Below are 24470 nucleotides of genomic sequence, written 5' to 3'. Positions count from 1 at the left end.
GGGTTTAGAAGTTCCAGGCGGCGTTGGCCGATTCGGTGCGGGAGCCATCCATGATGGCTTTCAGCTCGGTAACCTTGCCGGGGTATTCGGCGGCCACGTCACGCAGCTCTTTGGGGTCGCGCGAGAGGTTGTAGAGCTCGTAGCGCACCTTCGAGGGGTCTTTGGAGAGCTGCTGGGCGTTGAGGCGGATCAGTTTCCAGTTGTCGCGGATCACGGCCTGTTTGCCTCCCTCTTCGTGGAATTCGAAGTAGAGGTAGTCGTGTTTGGGCTGTTCGCCCTTTCCAGTCCATTCGGGGAGCATCGAGATGCCGTCCACTCCTTTGGGGACGTCGGCTCCCACGATGTCGCACACGGTGGGCAGGAAGTCCCAGAAGGCCGATACGTGGTAGCTCACGCTGCCGGGACGGATGTGGCCCGGCCATACGACGATGAACGGGGTGCGGATGCCGCCCTCGTAGAGGTCGCGTTTGGTGCCGCGGAAGAGGGCGTTGCTGTTGAAATAGTTGGGGTCGTGACCGCCTTCGACGTGGGTACCGTTGTCGGAACTGAAGATGAAGATGGTATTTTCGAGCTGGCCGGTTTCACGCAACTTGGCGATCAGACGGCCGACGTTGTTGTCGATGCGTTTGACCATGGCGGCGAAGGCGGCGCGGGGCTGGGGCTGTGCGCCGTACCATCCCCCCTCGAACGGGGTCTCGAGGAATTTGCCTTCGAAGGGTTTCATCTCCTCTTCGGGCAGCACCAGTTCGGCGTGGGGCAGGGTGGTGGCGAACTCCAGAAAGAAGGGCTTGCCGGCCTGGACGCTCCGGTCGATGAAGGCCAGTGCCTTCTGGGTGGTCAGTTCGTCGGAGTATTGTTTGCCGTCGAGTTCGATTTTGGTCCCGTTTTCGTAGAGCTTCTTGGGATAGTAGTGGTGGGCGTCGACCTGGGCTTGGTGGCCGAAGAAGTAGTCGAATCCCTGGTTGCCTACGCCTCCCTCTTCGGGGTAGCCGCCCAGACCCCATTTGCCGGTGATGCCGGTGGCGTAACCTTTGGAGCGGAGAATCTCGGCCACGGTCACCTCTTCGGCCGGCAGCGAATAGTCATAGACGGTTCCGTCTTCGAGGGTCCGGCTGTCGTTGCCGCGGACGCCGGCATGACCGGTGTGTTTGCCGGTGAGCAGCACGGCGCGGCTGGGGGCCGAGACGGTCGATCCGGAGTAGTGCTGCATGAACTGCATCCCGGCACGGGCCAGCGAGTCGATGTTGGGGGTGGGGATGGTGCGCTGGCCGTAGGCTCCGATGTCGCCGATACCCAGGTCGTCGGTCAGTACGAACACGATGTTGGGCAGTTTCGTGTTCGTTGCGTCGGGTGCCGGGGCGGCTTTTTGTTCTTTACCGGTTGCGGTGAGGGGCATCGCTGCTGCTAGGGCCATCAGTGTGGTCCATTCCGAGAGGTGCTTCATGGGAGTTCTGTTTTATCCGGCAAGTTACTGTTTTTTTCTCAAACAATGGGGACCTTGTGGGCCGGGCCCCGTTTTTTATGTATTTTTGTTCCGGTTAATCAAGTGTTTGTCATGAAGATTGTTTTTGCGACGGGAAACCGTAACAAACTCAGAGAAGTACAGTCGCTGATCGGTGACCGGGCCGAACTCTCCACGCCTGCCGATCACGGAATCACGGAAGATATTCCCGAAGACCAGCCGACCCTCGAGGGCAATGCCCTGCAGAAGGCCCGTTATATCTATGAAAAAACCGGCATGAACTGCTTTGCGGACGACACCGGACTGGAGGTCGAGGCGCTGGGCGGCGAGCCGGGTGTCTTTTCGGCGCGTTATGCGGCCGTGAACGGCGCCGGTGAAGGCCATTCGTCGGAGGCGAACATGGCGTTGCTGCTGGAGCGGCTGAAGGGGCAGGAGAACCGTCGGGCACGTTTCCGTACCGTCATCGCGTTGATTCTGGACGGACGGGAGTATCTCTTCGAAGGGATCGTCAACGGCGAAATTACCCGCGAGCGGAGCGGAGCCGAAGGGTTCGGTTACGATCCGGTGTTCCGTCCCGACGGATACGAAGAGACCTTTGCCGAGATGCCGCTCGAACTGAAAAACAGCATCAGCCACCGCGGCCGGGCTACGGCCAAACTGATCGAGTTCCTGGCCTCTTTGTAGCGGGTTGCCGCTGCCGGGGGGCTGAAAACCGGGGGCTGGGGCTGTGAAGGAGAGGCTGAGAACCCGGGGCGAGGAGGTGAAAGAGAGGCCGTGAATCGGGAGAAGGTACGCGGGGTGTCCACCGGGAGAAATCGTAGGCTGCGGGGTTCGGGGCGTAGGTCGCCGGAGCAAAGGATAGAGGTTGCGGGGGGGGGAGTGGACGAGGGGCGATTGGACGGGCTCGCTGTGGGGAGTGAGGTGCGGAGCCTCCTGACGTGTTGCGTTGCGGCGCTGTGGTGATTGAGCGGGCCGTGCGTATGGGGTGTTTTCCAATGTTTCGCGGGCTTCATGCCTTCATACTTCCAGAACGTCTTAGGATGATTCCGAACCGGCCCGAATGTTTGGAAAGGGCCGGGTGTCTGGGATGCAATAGAATCAGGTGGAAATATGCGTAGTGCCCGATGTCCTACGCGATTCAATGCGTTCCGAACGATCCGTAGCCCTGCTCCGCCTCGAAAGAAAGACTTCGTAATAAACATTAAGAGGATAGCTGCATAATGATAGAGAATCCCGGCCCGATGCCGGCACCGCCCGCCAAAGGGCAAAAGATTCCCATTCCCCGTGGCCGTTACAAAACCCGCGGCATTGTCCTCCATTCGCTCAAGTACGGCGAACGGCAGCTCATCGTGCACATCTTCACGGCCCGTTACGGTCGCCATAGCTATATCACCAAGATCAGTCCCCGCAACAGCGGCCGAAGTCTGTACCAGCCCTTTTTTGTGCTCGATTTCGATGCCTGGGCCGGGCGCGGCGAACTGCACCACATCGAGCAGCCCCGCATGGGGCTTCCGCTGTCGGACATCCCTTTCGATATTGTCAAAAGTACCATCGCGCTGTTTCTCTCGGAACTGCTCTATCGGCTGATTCGCGAGGACGAACCCGACCCCGAGTTGTATCGTTTCGTCGAGGCCAGCATCGCGCGTCTCGATACGCTGACCGAGGGTGTCGCCAATTTCCACCTCTGGTTTCTGGTCCATCTGACCCGATATATGGGCTACGGCCCGCAGGACAACTATGTCGAGGGTTATGCGCTCGACTACCGGAACGGTCTCTATACGCCGGAGCTGCCACAGCATACGCTGGCCATGCCGCCGGCCGAGGCGACCCTTTTCCACACGTTCGACCACTGTACGCCCGACGATCTGGCCGGCATCGGACTGGCCCGCGGACAGCGCGTCTCGATGCTCGAACGGCTCACCGACCTCTACGGCTTCCACACCGACGCCATCTACAGCGTCAATTCGCTGCGCATTCTTTCCGAAATTTTTTGAGGCTTCGGTCGGTCCGCGTGAGGCTTTCTCAATCTATTATGCTTTAGACTTAAGGGGCGGCGGAATTAGGCCGCCTTTTGACAGTCGTGGCGTTCGTAACGGCGGTAGAAGACCATCAGCAGCGCGAAGCCGCACAGCGCGACCGGTGCCGCCACCAGCGCCGGGTATTCATAGCCCATGCCGGCCCGCAACGGAAGCCCGCCGACGTAGGCGCCCAGTGCATTGCCCAGGTTGAAGGCCACCTGCACGCTGGCCGCGCCGAGCAGTTCGCCGCCCGGAGCGTAGCGGATCAGCAGAATCTGTTGCGGGCTCGAAACCGCGAACAGGCACGCCGTGCAGCAGCACATCAGCAGAGCCGACAACCACCATACGCCGGCGCCGAAGAAGATCGACAGCAGCAGGACGAAGATCGTTCCCTGCGTGACCATCGCCACGCGCCCCGGCGAGTAGCGGTCGGCGAGTCGTCCGCCGGCCAGATTGCCGACCACCATGCCCGCTCCGGCCAGAATCATCAGCAGCGAGATGCTGCCCGCACTGAATCCCGATACGTCGGTCAGCAGCGGGTTGATGTAGCTGTACCAGCAGAAGACGCTGCCGTTGCCGAACATTGTCGCCCCGATAATCAGCCACGGGGCCGGATTCTTCAGGAACCGGAACTGGCCGCGGAATCCCGTGTCGGGCAGCCCTTCGACCTGCGGAACCCATTTCCAGATATAGAACAGCGTCAGTACCCCCCAGACGGCCACCAGCAGGAACGGGATGCGCCACGAGATGGTGTGGCTGAGCGAGGTGCCGAGCGGCACGCCGAACAGGTTGGCGATGGTCATGCCGGCGATCATGATTGACACGGCGGCCGATCCTTTTCCTTCGTCGGCCAGTTTCGAGGCCACGATCGACCCCACTCCGAAATAGGCGCCGTGGGGCAGGCCCGACACGAAACGGGCTGCGGCGAGGCTCCAGAAGTTCGGAGCCAGCGAGGCGAAGAGGTTGCCGGCGATCATCACCCCGACGAGCACCAGCAGGATGTTCTTGAGCGGGAACTTGCGGGCCAGCACCAGCATTGGAGCGCCGACGCATACCCCGATGGCGTAGGCCGAGATCAGTTGGCCCGCCTTGGCGATCGAAACGCCCATCCAGGCCGCCACGTCGGGCAGGATCCCCATCATCACGAACTCCGTAATGCCCAGCCCCAGTGTGCCGAAAGCCAGGGCAATCAAACTCTTTTTCATATCTTGAGAATGTACCGCTTGTTTTTGCGAGGCGCAAAAATAGCGAAATATCCCGGCCGTGGTACTGCGTGTTGCGGGGTAGGGGGTAGTCGGAACGACCATCCGGGCGGCAGCACGGACCCGAGTGGGGTAAATTTCCCGTCGACGGATGGGGAAGGCCCGTGCTATTCCCTGTATTTTGTTGTACCTTTGCGGAACGGAAAATAACTCGCAGAACAAGGAAAGATGAAACTCTGGCAGAAAAACAGCAACGACACCGCCGAGGTCGATCGCTTTACCGTCGGCCGCGACCGCGAAATGGATATGTATCTCGCCCAGGCCGACGTGCTCGGTTCGCTGGCCCACACCCGGATGCTCGAAACTATCGGTCTGCTCACGGCCGACGAACTGGCCGACGTGCAGCGCGAACTCAAAGCCATCTATCGCGAGATGGAGGCCGGCGACTTCCGCATCGAGGACGACGTCGAGGACATTCACTCACAGGTCGAACTGATGCTGACCCGCCGGATCGGCGATACGGGCAAGAAGATCCACAGCGGCCGCTCGCGCAACGACCAGGTGCTGGTCGACCTGCGCATCTATTTGCGTCGCGAAATCTACCAGATCGTAAACCGCGTCAAAGCCCTGTTCGACACCCTCCAGGGGCTGGCCGAACAGCACAAAGGGGTTCTGATGCCCGGATATACCCACCTGCAGATCGCCATGCCGTCGAGCTTCGGCCTCTGGTTCGGCGCCTTTGCCGAGAGCCTTGTGGACGACCTGACCATGATGGAGGCCGCCTACCGGGTCTGCAACAAGAATCCGCTCGGATCGGCCGCCGGCTACGGTTCGTCGTTCCCGCTGGATCGCGAAATGACCACCCGTCTGCTCGGCTTCGATACGCTGAGTTACAACGTCGTCTATGCCCAGATGGGACGCGGCAAGACAGAACGGGTGCTGGCCCAGGCCATGTCGTCGGTGGCTGCCACGCTCAACAAACTGGCCACGGACAACTGTCTGTTCATGTCGCAGAACTTCTCGTTCATCGCCTATCCGCCCGAGCTGACCACCGGATCGAGCATCATGCCGCACAAGAAAAATCCCGACGTTTGGGAGCTGATGCGCAGCAAAACCAACCGCCTCATGGCGCTGCCCAACGAAATTTCGATGATGACCACCAGCCTGCCGACCGGTTATTTCCGTGATCTTCAGCTGCTCAAGGAGGTGCTCTTCCCGGCTATCCAAACCCTCAAGGAGTGCATCGACATGGCCGACTACATGCTGCACCATATCGAAGTGAAAACCAACATCCTGGATGATCCGAAATACGACTATCTCTTCAGTGTGGAAGTTGTTAACAAACTGGTGCTGAGCGGTGTGCCGTTCCGCGAAGCCTACCGGACCGTCGGACTCGACATCGAAAACGGTACCTACCGCCCGAGCCGCGAAGTGCATCACACCCATGCCGGAAGTATCGGCAACCTCTGCCTGGACAAGGTGGAAGGTCTGATGGCCGCCGCGCTTCAAAAGTTCGATTTCGACCGTTTCATTCGTGCCGAAGAGGAGCTGACGCGCTGATAATTGGTCGGTTCCGCAAAAAAGCAGGTCGAAAAAATTTGGCGGAATAAAAAAGAGTATTTACCTTTGCAGTCCGTAATCCGGAAGTCAACCGGGTCGCGAACGAAAAGGATGGCCCTTTCGTCTATCGGTTAGGACACAAGATTTTCATTCTTGGAAGAGGGGTTCGATTCCCCTAGGGGCTACGAAGTAAAAACACAGACATTTTTTAACGTAATGGCAAACCACAAGTCATCCAAAAAACGTATCCGTCAGACCGAATCTCGTCGTCTGCACAACAAATACTACCACAAAACCGCTCGTAACGCCGTGAAAGCACTGCGCAATACGACCGACAAAGCCGCTGCCGAAGCTCTGCTGCCCAAAGTAGTAGCCATGCTCGACAAACTGGCCAAGAAAAACATCATCCACGACAACAAAGCAGCCAACCTGAAGAGCTCGCTTCAACTGAAAGTCAACGCACTGGCATAAGGCCCGTCGCGCTGGACGATACATTACGGAATACAGATTTACCGCCGTCATATATCTATATGAATGGCGGTAAATTATTGCCCGGATGGCGGAATTGGTAGACGCGTTGGTCTCAAACACCAATGGAGCGATCCGTGCCGGTTCGATCCCGGCTCCGGGTACAAGTTAAAGGGATAATTATTTGTAAATCAAATAATTATCCCTTTTGTGATTATTCCCGATGACGCTTGCAGAAGAGGTTTATTAGGTTGGAGCTATGCATAATCAACAGTTCTCCGACCATATTTTGCACAGCTCCATGATGGTGGTCTGCGTGTCTTCCTGCCCTTGGATATTTGTACTTCTTGAACAGTCGTTTGGCCAGACGGCTAACCTTCCTGACCCGATATCTTGTTTCTTCGGGTTCAATGTAAACCGGAAAATTCTCATTGTTGGAGCATACACAAATTGAGTAAAGGACTGCACTTTGTAACGGTCTTTCCCTTTGGACTCCATCTTATAAGAATGCCCAGTACTGAAGTATTTCAACCGTTCGCTATCCTCACGGCGGTTGAGCTGCACCTCATACACTACAATCGTCAGCTTTCCGGCCAATCGGCATTGAACTGACTGTGGGACTCCAAAGCATACTGTGCCTGTTCCCTGTTCTTTTTTTACAGAAAAGTAGACCGGTCGTCGGGTTGTCTCTTCCTTTTCTCGCAATATATGATTGTACGCCACCACATACAACCAGCTGCCCGACATCCGCAAATTCAAACTTTCCTGTTTTCACTCCTATCACGATATAACCTGCAGGATTAAGATTGTAAGAAGAGGATCTATAAAATTCTCTGTCTCACTGATCTGCGGCCGGTACTCTTGCCCCCATAAGCAAACCGGTTCCCGGTTCAGTACGAAATCTGTCACGTTTCTCAGCAGCGCATCTTTGGGGATTCGCTCATTGTATGGTTTGTAAAATCTGCAAAGACAAAGTCATAAGGTTTTTTTGTCAGTTTCTGAGCTGGATCGCTATCTGTATCCGGCAATGTCCTTCTAAAATTGGCAGGGGCTTTCCCTTGACGCTCATACAGTTTAAAGTTAAGCGACAATGCATGGCTTTATTCGTTTTCAGCGGCCTGATGCGTACTGAATATAGCCTTATCGACATTGTCGTTTCATTTGTCCATCAGCGCTTTATGATGTCTCCACGGTATGCAGAAAATGCCCGAATCCCATTTTGCCCCGGGCTGGGGCAAAATGGAATCGGTCGGTACCGAGTGTTTATCGCTTGTCGGGATACTGGCATTGCGCGGTTACTCTCAGAATGCGTTTAGAGTGCAGGGGCTTGTTGCCGACAAAACGGGATGCAGGTGTTTAAGCCTTAAAATGTACGCCTGGTTTGTCGGATTGAATTGGAGAAATGCTGTCGCATCGTCATCGGGGAATCGATCGTTTGCTGTCTGTGAGAAGGTTGCCATTAATTGTGAGGACGATCCGAAAGGGTAGCTTTTCTCCATGAATGGGCCTGATTCAACTCTATATCTTTGGGTTGATCTTCGGTAACCCGTTTAATTTTTCGATTGACTAAATGAAATCCTCTCCGTCTTAGTTCTGAGCAACAGGTATTTTCGCGTGAAGATCTTCCTGTCAGATGATGTATTGTTTGATGAATAGCTGCCATCGTTCCGTGGTATGGTGACAGACGTTTATTCCGCAGTTTGAGACGTAGCGATCGGGGTATTTTTGTAGGTTGCGGAAACGGTGCACGTATCTCATAATTGAGGGCATTGCGGTGTTATGACTCGGGCAAATGTTTTGAGGTTAGCCTGCTGTCGGACTTTGGGCGATTGTTGCCTGATGGTTTTCTGGTCTCCGGTTTGTGCGGTGCTCCCCATGCCAACAGACCCGGTCTCCGATGGACGGTAGTGCGAAGGGGTTATTTTGTGAGGTCGCTGTTACGTTCCATGCGCCGCACGATCGAGCAGATCAGGTCGACCGCTTCATGATCCCGTGCGTGTGAGTTGTCGAACATGAAGTGGTAGTAGTGACAATAGCCCCAGTCGTAACCGGTATAGTGCAGACAGTGTTCCCTCCGTTCCTGATCGACCCGTTTGAGTGCGGCGGGAGCTTCGTCTGCGGGGATCCCGTATTCGGAAATGATTCGTTTGATTCGTGAAGATTCGTTGGCGTAGATGAAGATGTGCAGACAGTTGGGACGGTCGCGGAGGATGAAGTTGGCCAGACGTCCCACGATGACCGATGAGCCCCGTGCGGCAATGTCGCGGATGACGTGGCTTTGTGACTGGAAAACGGCGCTCTGGGTGGGGTCGTCGTACAGCAATCGGCTGGTGACGATTTGGTCGCTTTCCTGTACGAGCGATTCGCTCAATCCGCTTTCTCGTGCTGTGAGTGCGATCAGTTCCCGGTCGTAGAAGGGGATCCCCAGGCGTTGGGCCAGCAGTCGGCCAATGTGATGGCCGCCGCTGCCGTATTCCCGCGAGATGGTTATAATTAACGGAAGGTGCTCGGCGTGGGCCGTGGCTGCCGGATTGTTGCCGACGTCGTATTGTTTGCGATTTTGGGGGTTGAACGAGGAGGGGTGGCGTCGTCCGAAGAGTAAATAGTAGCCCCACGAGAGCAGGCAGGGAACGATCATAAGCAGAAACATCGTATCGTATCCGAAAACTTTTACCAGTACGCCGGCCAGGAATCCGCCCAGCGCGATTCCGAAGTCGAAGGCGACGAAAAACGTGGAACTGGCGGCACCGCGTCTCTCCTGCGGTACGGCATGCATGGCCATGGTTTGCAACGACGGCTGGACTGCGCCGAAACTGTATCCGAGCAGTGCGGCCGAGAGCAGATAGCCAGGCAGGTTATGGAACAGGACTAGACAGAGGATACCGGCGATGATAGCGGCATTGCCGGTATAGACCAGCCGGGCTTCGCCGTATTTGTCGACGGCGCGTCCCAGCAGGATGCGGGTCAGTACCGTGGCGGCTGCGATACAGATAAAGTAGATACCGCCTCCGGGCAGGTGGTGCTGTGCGGCGTAGATGGCGACATAAACTTCGACTACCCCATAAGCCATCATGAAGAAGAATTGGGTGACGGCTGCCGGGAGCGACATCGGTTCGAAAAGGTCGCGGAGCCGCAGGGGCGAGGTCGACAGGCTGTAGTTGCGGGGACGGATGCTGATTCCGATCAGCAGGGCGATCAGTGCGACCAGGGCCGTGATGGCGAACATCGGGCGGAAACCCCAGTTGTTCATGATGGCGAGTCCGAGGGCGGGGGCGATGGCCGTGGAGAGTGCCATGGAGAGTCCGTACATGCCCAGGCCTTCGCCCATCCGGCGGTGGGGGATGATGTCGGTGACCCAGGTGGAGGCGGCATTGCTCGATGCGGCGTGGAATACTCCGTGCGCGGTGCGCAGGATCACGGCCAGGGCGATACCGGCCGATGCGAAGTAGCCCATCGGGATGAGGGTCATTCCGATCAGTCCCATTACGAGGAGCGAACAGCGGCCTTTGGTGTCGGTGAGCCAGCCGACGAACGGACGCGAAACGATGGAGGCAAGGCTGAAAAGTGCCGTTGCTATGCCGATGGCGACCGCGTCGCCGCCCAGATAGGTGACGAAGAAGGGAAAGGTGGGCAGCAGGGCGTGGAAATTGACGAAGATGAAAAAATTGACCAGGCAGATCTTTATGAAAGATGCGGTCCACAGTTGGGGATGGGTGTCGAGTTGATTCATGGGGGCAAAAAAAAGAGTAGTGCCAATCATTGAAAATCAACTGGATTTACGTGATTGGACACTACTCGTTGTCGGGGCAAAATTACGGAATGATTTGGAATTCCCGGGCCTGAGGAGGGCAAAAAAAGTTATTTTCTGAGGGTGACGGAGGTGTATGAGACGGTCATGCCCCGCGATCCCGCTTTGGCAGCGGGTAGCGGGGCATGACGGGAAGTTGCGTTTTTTGGGGGGCGGTCGGATGTCCGGTTTATCGGTGTTGTTCGAAGAGCCAATCCTGAACGCCGGGGATGCCGTAGGCTACGAACCAGGTGGCGCGGTGGTTTCCGCCGGTGAGGTGGGTGAACAGCAGGTGGGAGCCTTCGGCGCGCATTTTGTCGGCTTCGGCGGAGAGTTGGTCGGTGGGGAGTGTCATGTCCCAAGTGGCTTCGGTAACGGTGCTGCCCTGTTTACGCCACAGTGCGACGGCCTCACCCTGGAGTGAGTTGGACGAGCTGTCGCCTTCGCAGGAGATGATCCAGATGTTTTGTTTGTCGAGGGGGCCCATCAGAGCCGGGTTCCATTTGCCGGCCACCAGAAGTGCGCCTGCAAAAAGGTCGGGCTCTTTGAGCATCAGGACGATCGAGGACATGCAACCCATCGATTGTCCGGTGGTGTAGATGCGTTTGGGGTCGATCGAGTAGCGGGTCTCCAGATCTTTGATCAGGGCGATGGTGGCATCCAGATGGTGGCTGTAGTTCCAGTTGTCATCGACGGTCACGAAGGGGTATTCGGGGGCCACGACGATACATTTGTGGCGGGCCTGGGCTTCCGGAGTGGCCCAGGAAATGGCTCCGGTACCCTGGTAAAGGGGTTGTTTGATTTGTGCGCTGGCTACGCCGGCATCATGAATGAACAGTACCAGCGGGTAGGAGTTGGTCGGGTCGTAGTCTTCGGGCAGATAGATGTTGTAGGGGAGTGTCTGGCCCGTGTACGGGCTGATGAACTCCTGCTGTGCGAAGTCGTCCGCCACGAGGCATTTTTCCTGGGTGTTTGCGATCCAGGTGTCGCTTGCCGGAATGGTCGTTCCGTCGGTGGTGAGGATCGGTCGCCGTTGCATGACGGAGGCATTGCCGGGGTATTCGTCGTCGCCGCCCGTGCTCCAGCCGGCGCGCAGGCCGGGACCTCCCTGCATTCGGTCGCGTTCCTGTTTCTTTTCCAAGTCGGCCGGTGTCGGTTGTTTGGGTTGGGCGTTGAGGTCTACGCCCGCTTTCACTTCGATGATGACGTAGGGACCGTCGGTGCCTTCTGCGGCGGTTTCGGGAGCTGCATTGGCATAAACGCGGGTTATCTCCTTACCGTCGACCTGGTAGCTGTCGTTTTGGAGGCTTTGGTTGCTGATGGGGCTGTCGTATTCCAGAACGATTGTGGCTACTTTTCTGCCGTCTCCGAATACCTGGCTGATGGCCGTGGTCGATTTGATGCGGTCGGAAGAGGTGGAGTTGTTTTGGGCTTGTGTGAAGCCGAGGAGTCCTGCCAGAACCATGGTGAATACAACTTTTCTATTCATAACACGGATGTTTGTGGTTATGTGAATTTGTTTATCTGCATGACGAAGGTAATCTGTTTTTATGATTCTGAAAAATATTTTTCAACTAATTTTGGTTAATGTAAAATTTGTATTATTGTTATAAAAATTATGCGGAACTGCGGTATTTGTGGGGGGATAATGGAGATCGAAGCGGTAAATTTTAAAGATATGGAAATGTAGATTCCTGTTTTTGTTCTGTGCGAGTGCCGATCCTTGATTTACAGGGTGGTGGCTTTGGGGAGAGGAGCGATGCGTAACGAGGCGGCAGAGAAATTCGCATCGGGAACTCTGAAAGAATCCGATGTCTGTTTCATTTCTTCGGGAGTCGGTTTCGGGCGCGGGAGTATGATTCGAACGCCGGGTGTCGATCTTTTTTTGGTTGTTTCCCGGGGGGGGTATGGTGCGATTATTGCATCTTGTACTGTCCGGGCGACATTCCGGTATGTTGTTTGAAGTACTTTCCGAAAAACGACTGCGTGGAGAAGTTCAGCTTGTAGGCCACCTCCTGAATGCTCAGACCGGAGTATTTCAACAGCGTCTTGGCTTCGAGAATCACATACTCGTCGATCCATTCGGCGGCCGAACGCCCGGTGATCTCCTTCATCAGCGAGGACATGTATTTGGGCGTGATGTGCATCTTTTCGGCATAGAAACCGACGCTGCGCTGTTCGCGGTGGTGTTGGGTAAGCAGTTCGATGAACTGGCGGAAGAAGATTTCGCGGCGGCTTTTGACGGACCGTTCTTCGTCGTGTGCCTGGCTGTGCAGTTGTTCGGAGCAGGTGTAGAGGAAGGCACGGATCAGTCCTTTCAGGATTTCGGTTCGGAACTGACTCTGTTTGTTCTCGGCACAGGCCAGAATCAGGTTGTAGAACTGTTTCATGTGCTCGGCCAGTTCGGGAGAGACGATGCGACCCGGATGTGTTTTGAGGTGCATGTAAATCGAGATCATGTTGCTCAGGTCGATTTGTGCCTCGCGCAGAAAGCTCTGCGAAACGATCAGGATATAGCCCTTGAAGTTGTCGCTTACCCGATCGATGCGGATAATGTTTTCGGGAAGGTTGACCACCACCATGTTGGGCGTGATGACGGACTCTTTCAGGTTGATGGTGGCCCGTCCTTCGCCTTCGGTACAGAGGGCGATGACCACGGCGTCCAGGCGGCAAGGATAGCGGAAAAGGTCGGATTCGGTCGATTTGTCCGAAGAGATGATAACCACATCGTCGTCGCCACCGTCCCGGTAGCCCAGGGCTTTCCGCAGTTGGGAAATTGTGATGCTTATCAGATCGGTCATTGTTCTAAAGTTCCTGTTTAACGGTCCAAATATAGAAATGATTGTGATGTTGTTGGTATGATGGGGGTTATTATCCTACTTTTAGAACATCTATGCCGGATTCCGGTACTTTAAACGCCTCTGCATTTCGTGCAATTTTGCAGCAAAGATTAATAACGGATAGACAGCTATGATTGAACAATTAAACAAGGTCCGGAACGGGCTTTTGCTCGCCATGGGAGCGACCCTCGCCGTCGGATGCTCTTCCGGTACGACCACATCCCGTCCGGCACAGGCAATCCCAGTGCGGACCATTACGGTTTCGGTCTCGGCAGAAGCTTCGCTCGGCCGGGAGTACGTTGGAGTGGTCGAAGAGGAGTCGGCCACGGCGCTCAGTTTTCCCGTTCAGGGAACCGTCTCCTCGCTGACCGTCGGCGAGGGGCAGAGGGTTGCTCAGGGACAGTTGCTCGCGAAACTCGACGAGCGCAATCTCCAAAGTGTATATAATGGTGCACGGGCATCGCTCGAACAGGCCGAAGACGCCATGAAACGTCTCCAGCAGCTCTACGACAATAAAAGTCTGCCCGAAATCAAGTACGTCGAGGCGCAGACCAAACTGGAACAGGCCCGATCGATGGAAGAGGTGGCCCGGAAAAATCTGGACGACAGTCGGCTGTCGGCCCCCTTCGGCGGCGTGATCGGACAGCGGCAGGTCGAGACCGGCGAAAACGTCCTGCCCGGCCAGACTGTCTATACGCTGTTGAAAACCGATGTCGTGAAGATCAAGATACCGGTTCCCGAAAACGAAATTTCGAACATCGGCAGCCAGAGCCGCGCACGGATTACCGTAGCGGCGCTCGATGGACGTACCTATGAAGGTGCCGTGCAGGAGAAGGGCGTGACTGCCAACCCCGTGTCGCACACCTATGAGGCCAAGATCCCGCTCCGCAATGCCGACGGCGCCCTGATGCCCGGCATGGTGTGCCGTGTGACGATGGAGAGCGACTCGTCGGCCCGGGCCATCGTGCTGCCCAACCGGGCCGTACAGGTCACCGGACGCGGCGAACGCTTCGTGTGGTGCGTGCGTGACGGCCGTGCCGCGTTGGTTCCCGTGACGGTCGGTGCGCTGACCGAAACCGGAGTCGTCGTGACGGGTGGTCTCGCCGGTGGTGAACAGGTCATCGTCGACGGTTATCAAAAGGTGAGTGACGGTATGAATGTCGATGTGCTATGAAGAAAAAAATTGGAATCATAGAATCCTGCATGCGTTACCAGCGGATCATGCTGCTGGTGGTGGGTTTGCTGGTGCTGCTCGGCATCTACGGGCTGGCCGTGATGCCCAAACAGGAGTTCCCGCCCTTCACGATCCGGCAGGGGCTGATCGTCGGCGTCTATCCCGGCGCCACCTCCGAAGAGGTCGAAGAGCAGCTCGCCAAACCCCTCGAACGCTTCATGTTCACCTATAAGGAGGTGAAAAAGGCCAAAACCTACACCATGTCTCAGGACGGTATCGTCTATATGATGGTCGAACTCAACGACGACGTCCACAACAAGGACGAGGTGTGGTCCAAAATCAAACACGGCGTGGCCGACTTCAAGATGCAGCTGCCCTCCGGGGTGCTGGCGCTGGTGGTCAACGACGACTTCGGCGACACATCGGCCCTGCTGATCTCGCTCCAGTCCGAAGACAAGACCTACCGCGAGCTGCAAAATTACCTTGATGACCTCGAGGGACGGCTGCGGCGGATCGAATCGGTGTCGAACCTGCGGCGCTACGGCCTACAGAACGAGCAGATCACCGTTTATGTCGATCCTGACAAACTGGCTGTTTATGGACTCGACCAGCGGTTGCTGATGGCCCGGCTCTTTGCCCAGGGTTTCACCACCACGGGCGGTTCGGTCGAGAACTCCGGCCAGGAACTGCCCATCCACTTCACGCCCAGCTACGACTCGGAGTACGAAATCGCCGAGCAGATCGTCTACAGCGACCCGCACGGGAACGTGATCCGGTTGAAGGACATTGCCCGCATCGTGCGCGAATATGACGATCCGGACAGCTATGTGACCAACAACGGCCGCAAGGCGGTGATCCTGTCGATGGAGATGCGCGAGGGCAACAACATCGTGGAGTACGGCAGGGAGGTTGACGAAGTGCTGGCCGAGTTCCAGAAAACCCTGCCCGAGGATGTGCAGATCGAACGCATTGCCGACCAGCCCAAGGTGGTGGATGATTCGGTGACCTCGTTCGTCCGCGACCTGTTGGTGTCGATCGTGGTGGTGATTGCCGTGATGATGGTGCTGTTCCCCTTCCGGTCGGCCATTGTGGCGGCGACGTCGATCCCGATCAGCATCTTCATCTCGATCGGCATCATGTTCATCACCGGCATCCCGCTGAACACCGTGACGCTCGCGGCGCTGATCGTGGTGCTGGGGATGATCGTCGACAACTCGATCATCGTGGTGGATGCCTATCTCGAGAACCTCGACCGCGGAATGTCGCGCTGGTACGCTGCCGTTGCCAGTGCCAAAAACTACTTTGGGTCGATCTTTCTGGCCACCCTCTGTATCTGTATTATCTTTTTCCCGCTGCTGGCCACCATGAGCGGTCAGTTCCTGGACTTCCTGAAAGACTTCCCGTGGACCATCACCATTTCGCTGATGACCTCGCTGGTGCTGGCCATGATCTTTATCCCCTTCCTGGAGTATGTGCTCATCAAAAAAGGGTTGCATCAGCGAAAACCGGAGCAGGAGGGCAAAAAACGGCATGGCAATATGTTGGATGCTGTTCAGCGCTGGTATAACCGTGCCCTCGACTGGACCTTCCGCTGGCCCAAACTGACCATCTTCGGCGGGATCATGACCGTCGTAGTGGCCGGGTTCATCATGATGGGGCTGAAGGTGCGGATGATGCCCTTCGCCGACCGTGACCAGCTGGCCGTTGAGATCTACCTGCCTCAGGGCACGGCGCTCGAACGGACCGAAGCGGTGGCCGACAGCGTTTACCAGGCTCTCCGGGCCGACGAACGCGTCAAGTCGGTGACCCAGTTCATCGGGACCGCTTCGCCCCGTTTCCAGGCCACCTATGCTCCGAACCTGCCGTCGAAACACTATGCGCAGTTCATCGTCAATACGCAGTCGGTCGAAGCGACCCGCGGGCTGCTCGACGACTATGCCAACGCCTGGGCCGACCGCTTCCCCGGTGCCTACGTGAAGTTCAAACAGCTCGACTACCAAAACCTCACCACCCCCATCGAAGTGCGTTTCCGGGGCGATGATATCGATGCGCTGCGTCGGGCTGCCGATACCCTGATGGCCGGGATGCGCCGGATGGGCGAACTGGTGTGGGTGCATACCAACTACGAGGAGCCGCTGGCCGGAATCCGCGTACAGCTCGATCCGGTCGAATCGGCCCGTCTGGGCATCAACCGCATGACGGCCCAGACCGAGCTGGCTGCCTGCTACTCCGGCTTCCCGGCCGGAACCCTCTGGGAGGGCGACTATCCGTTGTCGGTGGTGCTGAAGGCCCAGGGAACCGAAGGGGACGATCCGCTGGACCGGATCGGCGACCAGTATATCGCCACGGCTATCCCCGGAGTGTCGGTGCCGTTGCGTCAGGTGGCCACGGTCGACCCCGCCTGGCACGAGGGGCAGATTGTCCGTCGGAACGGCGTCCGTACCCTTAGTGTAATGGCCGACGTGCGCCGCGGTTACAACGAGGGCGAAGCCTTCAAACAGGTCCAACGGCTGGTCGAGGCGCAAACTCTGCCCGATGGGGTCGAGTTCGAGTACGGGGGCTCCATCGAGAGCGATGCCGAAATCAACGGCCCGATTATCAAAGGGGTCTCGGCTGCGGCCTTCATCATCTTCCTCTTCCTGCTCATCAACTTTAAGAAGGTGAGTCTTTCGATCGTGGCGCTGATTTCGATCTCGCTCTGTCTGCTGGGGGCTGCCCTGGGGCTCTGGATGACCGGAACCGAGTTCGGTCTGACCTGTGTGCTGGGGCTGATCAGCCTGATGGGGATCATCGTGCGCAACGCGATCATCATGTTCCAGCACGCCGAAGACTTGCGGATCAAGAAACGGGTGCCGGCACGCGAGGCCGCTTACGATGCCGGCAAACGGCGTATGCTGCCCATCTTCCTGACCTCGGCGACCACGGCGGTCGGCGTGGTGCCGATGATTATCAGCCAGAGTTCGCTCTGGACCCCGATGGGGATCGTGATCTGTGTCGGCACGGTGGTCTCGATGATTCTGGTGGTGACGGTGCTGCCGGTGACCTACTGGAAGATTTTCGGAAACGTCAAGCTCAAAAACAATCCCTATGAAGCGTAACCTTTTGCTCCTGGCCGTCGCTCTGTGCGGCCCGCTGGCCCTGCACGCCCAAAACTACACCCTCGAGCAGTGCAAGGAGCTGGCGCTGGAGAACAACAATAAGATCAAAAACGGGAAGTTGTCGATCGACATCGCCACCCAGACCCGGAAGGAGGCCTTTACGAACTTCTTCCCGACGGTCAGCGCGGCCGGTATGGCCTTTATGGCCAGCCACGACATGGTGCGGATGAGTGTGCCGATCGACCTGCCGATACCGGGCATGACCCTGCCGCCGCTCTCGATGGGGATGATGAAAGAGGGAATGATGGGGGGCGTGACGGCCATGCAGCCGGTCTTTGCGGGGCGTCAGGTGGCCGTCGGCAACCGGCTGGCACGGATCGGCGAAGAGGCCGACGGACTGAAACTCAAAGTATCGGAGCGTGAGGTGAACGAAACGGTCGAAAAGTACTTCTGGCAGATCGTCGCCCTGCGCGGCAAACTGGAGACGCTGGATGTGGTCGACCGTCAACTGGCACAGATTCACAACGACGTCGATGTAGCGGTGCGGGCCGGGATTTCGACCCGCAACGATCTGCTCCGCGTGGAACTGAAGCAGCAGGAGGTCGAAAGCAATCGGCTGAAGGTGGAGAACGGTTTGCGGGTGACCCGGTTGCTGTTGGCACAGTATGTCGGTGCGTCGCTCGTCGAGCCTTTCGACATTGTCGACCCGGGACTGGGGACGCCCGAGGCACCCGACAAGTGGTACACCGATCCGGCCGAGGCTGCCTCGCAGCGTCCCGAGGCGCAGTTGCTGGATAAGAATCTGGAGGCTTCGAAACAGCAGATCCGCATGACCCGCGGGCGCAACATGCCTACCGTTGGGGTCGGAGCCGGTTACCTGTACCACGACCTGACGGGCGAGGGCAACGACTTCGGGATGGTATTTGCCGGGGTTTCGGTGCCGATCACGAGCTGGTGGGGCGGTTCGCATGCCGTGAAACGCGAGCAACTCAAACAGATGCAGGCTGAGAACGACCGCCAGCAGGCTCTGGAGATGATGCAGGTCGAAATTACGCAGTGCTGGAACGCACTGCGGGAGGCGTATGACCAGATCGGGCTGGCCGAAAAGTCGATCGCGTCGGCCACGGAGAACCTGCGGTTGAACGGCGACTATTTCAAGGCGGGGACGGTGTCGCTCTCCGACCTGCTGGATGCCCAGACCCTGTTGCAGCAGAGCCGCGACCAGCTGACCGAGGCTCAGGCCGACTATCAGGTCAAACTCTCCAAATATCGCCTGGTGACCGGCCGTTAGGCTCAGGTGGCCTGCCGCATATACGAACGCTCCGGGACTCTTCTCTCGTTTGGTTGAGAAGAGTCCCGGAGCATTTTGTTCGAGGGGAGCGGGGCGGGAAAGGTCTGCCCGACCCGTTCCGAAACGAGAGGTACTGTGGGGAGGTTGTTACTTTTCGGCCTGTTCAGCTACCGGTGCTTCGTCAGTTGCCGGAGCCTGCTGGTCCAAAGCTCCTTCCGGCCGTTGAGCTTTCGGAGCGCCATCCCGGCTTTCGGGGCCGCCCGGACGCTGATGTTTGGCATGGGGGCGCGGGTGACGTTTGGCTTCGGCCTGTTGTTTCTGCCACTGCTCGTATTGCTCGCTGCTCAGGGTCTTTTTGAGCTTCGTTTCCCACTTGGTGCGGGCTTTGGTCAGTGCTTCGGTTTCGACCGGAGCGGCGGGCCGCTGGGCACGCAGGGTCGAATCTTTCGAGCGGTCGGGGCGGGCGGAAAGTGCAGGACGTTCGCCGGAGGGCATTCCTTCGGGGCGTTGACCCCGTCCGAAACCTTCGGGACGGTTGCCCGGACCGAACCCGCCCGGGCCATTGTCGCCGTCGGGGAAGGTCGGACGTCCCATCTGCGGAGCCTCGTCGGCCGCTTCCGAACGGGCCTCGGATTGCGCGTCGAGCCATTTCAGATTGGCCTTGTAAACCTTTTTGTATTGTTTGTCGGTGAGTTGCAGCGTGCGTTGCATCTCTTCGGTCATCCGTTTGGCTGCCTCTTCGTTGTCGGGTCGCACAGCTTGCCGGCGGGCAAAACCGGGTTCTCCGAACGGTGGCTGTCCGCCGCCGAAGCCTTCACCGAAGCCACCGCCGAAACCGCCTCCGAACTCTCCGCCGGGTTGTGCCATGGCGAACGGGGTGCCGCAAACGAGTAGAAGGGCAAAGGCCCATCTGGCAATTTTTCGTGTTTTCATAGTCGGTATATTTTGGGTTGACGGAACAAAAATAGATGTCTCGATTCCCGTCGACGAATAAAATAGACGAATGCCCCCTTTTTCGGGGTGAACGGGGTTGAATCACCGCTGAATCACTCTTGAATCATTGCTGAATTTCGAGGGTGTAAAACGTGGCTCCCTGTCATTTGCGGATGGAATTCGGGAAACGGTGGGTGGAGTGTGAAGGGGGGAATATGATGCAAATCACCGGGTTGTATCCGAAGGGGAAAGACTTGGAGAAAGGAGCAAAGGTGGCTTGTATTGATACAAGCGGGGCGCAAGAAGCGCCTGTTATTAGGGGCCCTCCGGCAAGAGGCGGGGTAGATTGACTGAAGCTGCGAAAACAAACAAGGAGCGACTCATCGGGGAGTGCTCCTTGTAGTGCTCTTTGTGAGCGGCGTGTTATGTCTTGTTTGCGGTTTGTTATATTGCGGGATCTTCGCCCGGCCGGGACAAGAGGTCGGCGATGGTGCCTTGCGGAGTTGCCGGGTTGGGCGGCTACTCCGGGGAACGGGGTTAGTGGGTGAGCACCTTGAGCCCGTTTTCGGTCATGACGAAGGTGTGTTCCCACTGGGCCGAGGGTTTCCCGTCGCGGGTGCGGACGGTCCATCCGTCGCTCTGGTCGAAGGTTACGCGCCAGTCGCCCATGTTGATCATTGGTTCGATGGTGAAGACCATGCCGGGTACCAGCAGCATGCCGGTTCCGCGGTGGCCGTAGTGAGCTACTTCGGGTTCTTCGTGGAACTCGAGCCCGACGCCGTGGCCGCAGAGGTCGCGGACCACCGAGTAGCCGTTCTTTTCGGCATGGCGCTGGATGGCGGCTCCGATGTCGCCGACGAAGCCGAAGGGACGGGCTGCCTGTGCCCCGATGCGGAGACATTCGCGGGTGACCTCCACCAGACGGCGTTTTTCGTCGGACACCTCGCCGATCATGAACATGCGTGAGGCATCGGAGTAGTAGCCGTTCAGGATGGTCGAGACGTCGACGTTGATGATGTCACCCTCTTTGAGGATCACCTTGTCGCTGGGGATGCCGTGGCAGACCACTTCGTCGATCGAGGTGCAGACGCTCTTGGGGAAGCCTTCGTAGTTGAGCGGAGCGGGGATGGCGCCGTGCGAGACGGTGTAGTCGTAGACCATGCGGTCGATCTCGGCGGTGCTCATGCCGGGACGGATGGTGGATTCGATCAGGTCGAGCACGCCGGTGTTGACGATGCCGCTCAGACGGATACCTTCGATCTGTTCGGGGGTCTTGATGAGGCGGCGCGAGGGTACTTCGTGACCCTGACGACGGTACCAGGCAATTTTGCGTTCCAGATCATCGTCGGGGCCGATCGGCGCCTCGGGATGATGGAGTTTGATTTTGGGATTCATAGCGCGAAGGTACGAAAAAACGCTGTTCGCTGTTCTTCAAAAGGGGGTGGGGAGCGGGTCGCAACTGTTGGTCCCTGTCGGCGGGGGGGCGTGGTGTGGCGCGGATGGTTTTCGGTCTGGCCCGGGCGTTATGGAGTAGAAAATAGGAAGGTCTCGCCTGTCGGATAGACCGCAGCGGCTGGAACGACCACAAGGATCGTTCCAACCGCTGCATGGTAGTTTGCCCTCCCCGGGAGTGAAAGGGGGTGTCTTGGAATACGATAAGGTAACAGGGGGACGGGCGTCAGAAGGGAAGGTCGTCGACGTCCGACGAGGGCTGCGGGACGCTGTTGCCCAAGGCGTTGCTTCCCGAGGGACTGCCCGGAGCGGAATAACCGGGCGTACCCGATCCATAGCCGCCGGCCTGTCCGTAGCCTCCTGAATGACCGTAGTTCCCCGATGCTCCTTGACTGGGATTGCTGCCCGGATTGCCATAGCCGGGTGCTCCGTTGTAGCCGGTATTGCTGCCGTAACCGGAGTTCCCCGCATAGCCGCTGTTTCCGCCGGGGTTGCCATAGTTGTTGCCGGGCGTGCCGCCTGGATTGCTGTAGTTGCTGTCGTTGCGTCGTTGGCCGAGCAGGCGGATCTCGTCGGCGAGGATTTCGACCGAGTAGCGTTTGTTGCCGGTTGCCTCTTCGGTCCATTCGCGTGAGCGGATCTTGCCTTCGACATAGACCTGGCTCCCCTTGTGGATATATTTTTCGGCAAAATCGGCCTGGCCGCGCCAGAGGACGATGGTGTGCCATTCGGTGTGTTCGCGTTTTTCGCCGGTGGACGAGTTGTAGATTCGTTCGGTGGTGGCAATGCGCAGTCGGGCCATTTTTACGCCGGTCTCCAGGGCACGCACCTCGGGTTCGACTCCGACATTCCCTATCAGAATAACTTTATTGACCATTTCGTTCTGTTTTGTTGGATAGACTTCTTGTGTAGGTTGGTTCAGCAAGATACTGAATTATTTTGCATTCTGCCGAAACTCTCCCGAAAAAATTGTATCTTAGCGCAAATTAGTACATTACCGGTTCAAGGGTGATCCTGCGTCGGCCGCTGGTACGGTGGGAGGCGGAGTGAGTGGCGGAAGGTGCGGATCCGGGGCAATTGTCGAATGCGATGCGTCGGGACGGCAGCCTGTCGGATGTGAAACGAACCAGAAAACCTTTTGCAGGTAGATGCCGAACGCGTTTCGGATGGGCTTGTGAAAGGCGAGCCAGGAGGAAAAAGAGGAGATGAGGTGATGGAGAGATGCCGAAAAGGGGGCGCTGAAAAGCGAGGGGCGCCAAACGGGTGAATGCAGAGGCGGCTGCGGAGCGTATCCTGGGGGGAGCAGTATTGAATCGGTTAAGGAGATTGAACAGAGATGAATAATTTTTTTAAGACCTTTTTGGCATGCCTGCTGGCGATCGTTGTCGGAGGCGTTGCAACTTTCATATTGATGTTCATGGCGTTTGCGGGGGTGATTGCGGCCATCGGCTCGTTCGGTTCGTCCAGAAGCCAGGCCGCCCTGCGACCCCATACCGTGTTGCGTATCGATCTGGCGCAACCCATCGTGGATAAATCGAATGCCAGTGCACTCGATCTGTTCGATTACAACGATTTCAGTTTCCGCGAACAGACCACCCTGTACGAAGCGGTGGCGCTGATCCGGCATGCGGCCGAAGATCCCGATATCGACGGTATCTACCTCAATGTTCCGATGGCCATCCCCTCCTCCGTGTCGACCCTGTACGAACTGCGGCAGGCGCTGACCGAGTTCCGCGAGAGCGGTAAATTCGTCGTCTCCTATGCCGATGTCTACTCCCAGGGCGGCTACTACCTGGCTTCGGTGAGCGACAAAGTCTATCTCAATCCTCAAGGCGGCCTCTCGTGGCAGGGGCTCTCTTCGACCGTGACCTTCTACAAAGGTCTGCTCGACAAACTCGGCGTGCAGGCCGAACTGATCCGTCACGGCAAATTCAAGGGGGCCGGCGAACCCTATATTCTGGAGCACCTGAGCGACGAAAACCGGATGCAGATGGAGTCCATGACGGCTTCGCTGTGGGATTACCTCGTCAGCGAGATTGCCGAAAGCCGGGAACTCGTGGCCGATACGCTTCAAAGCTATGCTTCGCGGCTGGCCGTAGCCACGGCGCGCGATGCCCAACGGCTCGGCTTTGTCGACAGCCTCTACTTCCGCGACCAGCTGAACGACGAGCTGGCCCGTCTCTCCGGGCAGGATTCGACCGGAAAGCCCCGAATGATGACCCTGTCAGCCTACAAGTCGCTGTTCCGTAGCGGGGTGAGTCAGGGGAACATGCTCTCGACCAACGAAATTGCACTTGTCTATGCCGATGGTGACATTGTCGATGTCGGTGACGAAAATAAACAGATCGTCGGCAACGCCCTGGCCGAAACCCTGGCCGAACTGCGCCGTGACGACGACGTGAAAGCCGTCGTGCTGCGCGTCAACAGTCCCGGTGGCAGCGCTCTGGCGGCCGATATCGTGTGGCGCGAAGTCCGCCTCACCCAGCAGGTTAAACCCGTGATCGTCTCGATGGGCAGCTATGCCGCGTCGGGCGGATACTATATCAGTTGCGGAGCCGAATATATCGTGACCGCTCCGACCACCCTCACCGGCTCGATCGGCGTGTTCGGGCTGATGTTCAACGTGGGAGAGGGCGCCCGGGAACACCTCGGGATTACGGCCGACGTGGTCAAAACGAATCCTTCGGCCGATATGGGCAACATCTTCCGTCCGCTCACCCCCGCCGAACGGCTCTATGTCCAGAACGGCGTGGATACCGTCTATTCGCGTTTCGTGGAGCTTGTGGCTGAAGGTCGCCGCCTGCCCGTCGATAGCGTCGATGCCATGGCCGGAGGCCGTGTATGGACCGGCGTGCAGGCCATGGAAAACGGTCTGGCCGACTGCACCGGAACACTCTCCGACGCTATCCGCATCGCCTCCGAGCATGCCGGGCTCGACCCCGACGACTACGCCGTATGGCAGTATCCGGCCCCCGAAACCTCCTCTTTCGCATCGATCCTCAGCTCGCTCAGCAGCTCCGTGATGATGAAACTGGTCGGAAGTGACCTCCCGGCTGTCGGAGCCGAAGCGCTCCGGGTGCGCGAAATGATCCGAAACTCCGGTATTCAGGCCTCGGTGCCGTACCGGGTTGAATTGCAATATTGACCCGGTGGCAGCACGTCGCCGAACAGAAAGACAACGAAAC

At 57.7% G+C, this 24470-nt stretch carries 16 protein-coding genes, 2 tRNA genes and 1 pseudogene; 10 read left to right on the top strand and 9 right to left on the bottom strand.

The genetic code is table 11. The features are described from left to right. Positions 1-4: 4 nt before the first annotated feature. On the bottom strand, positions 5-1444 hold the full coding sequence (locus tag BQ5379_RS06760) for an arylsulfatase (RefSeq protein ID WP_071134732.1): 1440 nt from the start codon (positions 1442-1444) through the stop codon (positions 5-7). A gap of 111 nt (positions 1445-1555) precedes the next feature. Here BQ5379_RS06760 and rdgB point away from each other — a divergent pair, with 111 nt between their 5' ends. Together rdgB and recO are read left to right on the top strand one after the other, a co-directional pair. After that, positions 1556-2146: an RdgB/HAM1 family non-canonical purine NTP pyrophosphatase gene (gene rdgB, locus BQ5379_RS06755; protein WP_071134731.1), complete on the top strand. Its 591-nt coding sequence runs from the start codon at positions 1556-1558 to the stop codon at positions 2144-2146. 536 nt (positions 2147-2682) lie between these two features. Beyond that, positions 2683-3456 (top strand): DNA repair protein RecO, encoded by a 774-nt coding sequence (recO, locus tag BQ5379_RS06750; protein WP_083377632.1) that lies wholly within the window; start codon positions 2683-2685, stop codon positions 3454-3456. Positions 3457-3521: 65 nt separating this feature from the next. Here recO and araJ read toward each other — a convergent pair whose 3' ends face one another. After that, positions 3522-4685: an MFS transporter AraJ gene (araJ, locus tag BQ5379_RS06745; protein WP_071134729.1), complete on the bottom strand. Its 1164-nt coding sequence runs from the start codon at positions 4683-4685 to the stop codon at positions 3522-3524. A 225-nt stretch (positions 4686-4910) separates the two neighbouring features. On the opposite strand from araJ, the gene argH reads away from it, so the two are divergent. The 4 genes from argH (at position 4911) to BQ5379_RS06725 (ending at position 6874) form a co-directional block, all read left to right on the top strand. Beyond that, a complete protein-coding gene (gene argH / locus BQ5379_RS06740) occupies positions 4911-6242 on the top strand; it encodes an argininosuccinate lyase (protein WP_071134728.1) in 1332 nt (443 codons plus the stop codon). 113 nt (positions 6243-6355) lie between these two features. Then, positions 6356-6427, top strand: a tRNA-Glu gene (locus tag BQ5379_RS06735). A 31-nt stretch (positions 6428-6458) separates the two neighbouring features. Then, positions 6459-6713, top strand: coding sequence for a 30S ribosomal protein S20 (gene rpsT / locus BQ5379_RS06730; RefSeq protein ID WP_071134727.1), 255 nt, complete (start codon positions 6459-6461; stop codon positions 6711-6713). Positions 6714-6792: 79 nt separating this feature from the next. Continuing rightward, a tRNA-Leu gene (locus BQ5379_RS06725) sits at positions 6793-6874 on the top strand. Between the two features lie 194 nt (positions 6875-7068). Here BQ5379_RS06725 and BQ5379_RS11340 read toward each other — a convergent pair. From BQ5379_RS11340 to BQ5379_RS06705, 4 genes and pseudogenes are all read right to left on the bottom strand, one after another. After that, positions 7069-7324: pseudogene (locus BQ5379_RS11340) on the bottom strand (primase-helicase family protein); the annotation flags it as partial. 1304 nt (positions 7325-8628) lie between these two features. Then, positions 8629-10440: an MFS transporter gene (locus tag BQ5379_RS06715; RefSeq protein WP_159431223.1), complete on the bottom strand. Its 1812-nt coding sequence runs from the start codon at positions 10438-10440 to the stop codon at positions 8629-8631. 247 nt (positions 10441-10687) lie between these two features. Beyond that, positions 10688-11986, bottom strand: a complete 1299-nt coding sequence (locus BQ5379_RS06710; protein WP_071134724.1) for an alpha/beta hydrolase-fold protein — start codon at positions 11984-11986, stop codon at positions 10688-10690. Between the two features lie 427 nt (positions 11987-12413). Continuing rightward, positions 12414-13298 carry a helix-turn-helix domain-containing protein gene (locus BQ5379_RS06705; RefSeq protein WP_071134723.1) on the bottom strand — a complete coding sequence of 295 codons (885 nt, stop codon included), beginning with the start codon at positions 13296-13298 and terminating at the stop codon, positions 12414-12416. Positions 13299-13467: 169 nt separating this feature from the next. Here BQ5379_RS06705 and BQ5379_RS06700 point away from each other — a divergent pair, with 169 nt between their 5' ends. The 3 genes from BQ5379_RS06700 to BQ5379_RS06690 are packed head-to-tail and all read left to right on the top strand — an operon-like array spanning position 13468 to position 18900. Continuing rightward, entirely contained in the window at positions 13468-14511 is a 1044-nt protein-coding gene (locus BQ5379_RS06700) for an efflux RND transporter periplasmic adaptor subunit (protein WP_235846040.1), read from the top strand. Then, entirely contained in the window at positions 14508-17609 is a 3102-nt protein-coding gene (locus tag BQ5379_RS06695; protein ID WP_071134722.1) for an efflux RND transporter permease subunit, read from the top strand. Before BQ5379_RS06700 ends, BQ5379_RS06695 begins: the two co-directional genes overlap by 4 nt. After that, complete coding sequence (locus BQ5379_RS06690) at positions 17599-18900, top strand: TolC family protein (protein WP_071134721.1); 1302 nt, start codon at positions 17599-17601, stop codon at positions 18898-18900. Before BQ5379_RS06695 ends, BQ5379_RS06690 begins: the two co-directional genes overlap by 11 nt. A 147-nt stretch (positions 18901-19047) precedes the next feature. Here the strand turns inward: BQ5379_RS06690 and BQ5379_RS06685 are convergent, their stop codons facing one another. The 3 genes from BQ5379_RS06685 to BQ5379_RS11380 all read right to left on the bottom strand — a co-directional run bounded on the left by BQ5379_RS06685 (position 19048) and on the right by BQ5379_RS11380 (position 22162). Beyond that, positions 19048-19833 carry a hypothetical protein gene (locus tag BQ5379_RS06685; RefSeq protein ID WP_071134720.1) on the bottom strand — a complete coding sequence of 262 codons (786 nt, stop codon included), beginning with the start codon at positions 19831-19833 and terminating at the stop codon, positions 19048-19050. Between the two features lie 537 nt (positions 19834-20370). Next, positions 20371-21228, bottom strand: coding sequence for a type I methionyl aminopeptidase (gene map, locus BQ5379_RS06680; protein ID WP_071134719.1), 858 nt, complete (start codon positions 21226-21228; stop codon positions 20371-20373). Positions 21229-21511: 283 nt separating this feature from the next. Further along, positions 21512-22162: a single-stranded DNA-binding protein gene (locus BQ5379_RS11380; RefSeq protein ID WP_071134718.1), complete on the bottom strand. Its 651-nt coding sequence runs from the start codon at positions 22160-22162 to the stop codon at positions 21512-21514. 459 nt (positions 22163-22621) lie between these two features. Here BQ5379_RS11380 and sppA point away from each other — a divergent pair, with 459 nt between their 5' ends. Continuing rightward, positions 22622-24430, top strand: a complete 1809-nt coding sequence (gene sppA, locus BQ5379_RS06670) for a signal peptide peptidase SppA (RefSeq protein ID WP_071134717.1) — start codon at positions 22622-22624, stop codon at positions 24428-24430. Positions 24431-24470 lie beyond the last annotated feature (40 nt).

It is taken from the genome of Millionella massiliensis, assembly GCF_900104655.1.
GTDB lineage: Bacteria > Bacteroidota > Bacteroidia > Bacteroidales > Rikenellaceae > Rikenella > Rikenella massiliensis.
Note: the sequence above shows the minus strand (reverse complement) of the source record. Positions and strands in the feature narration are given on the sequence as shown.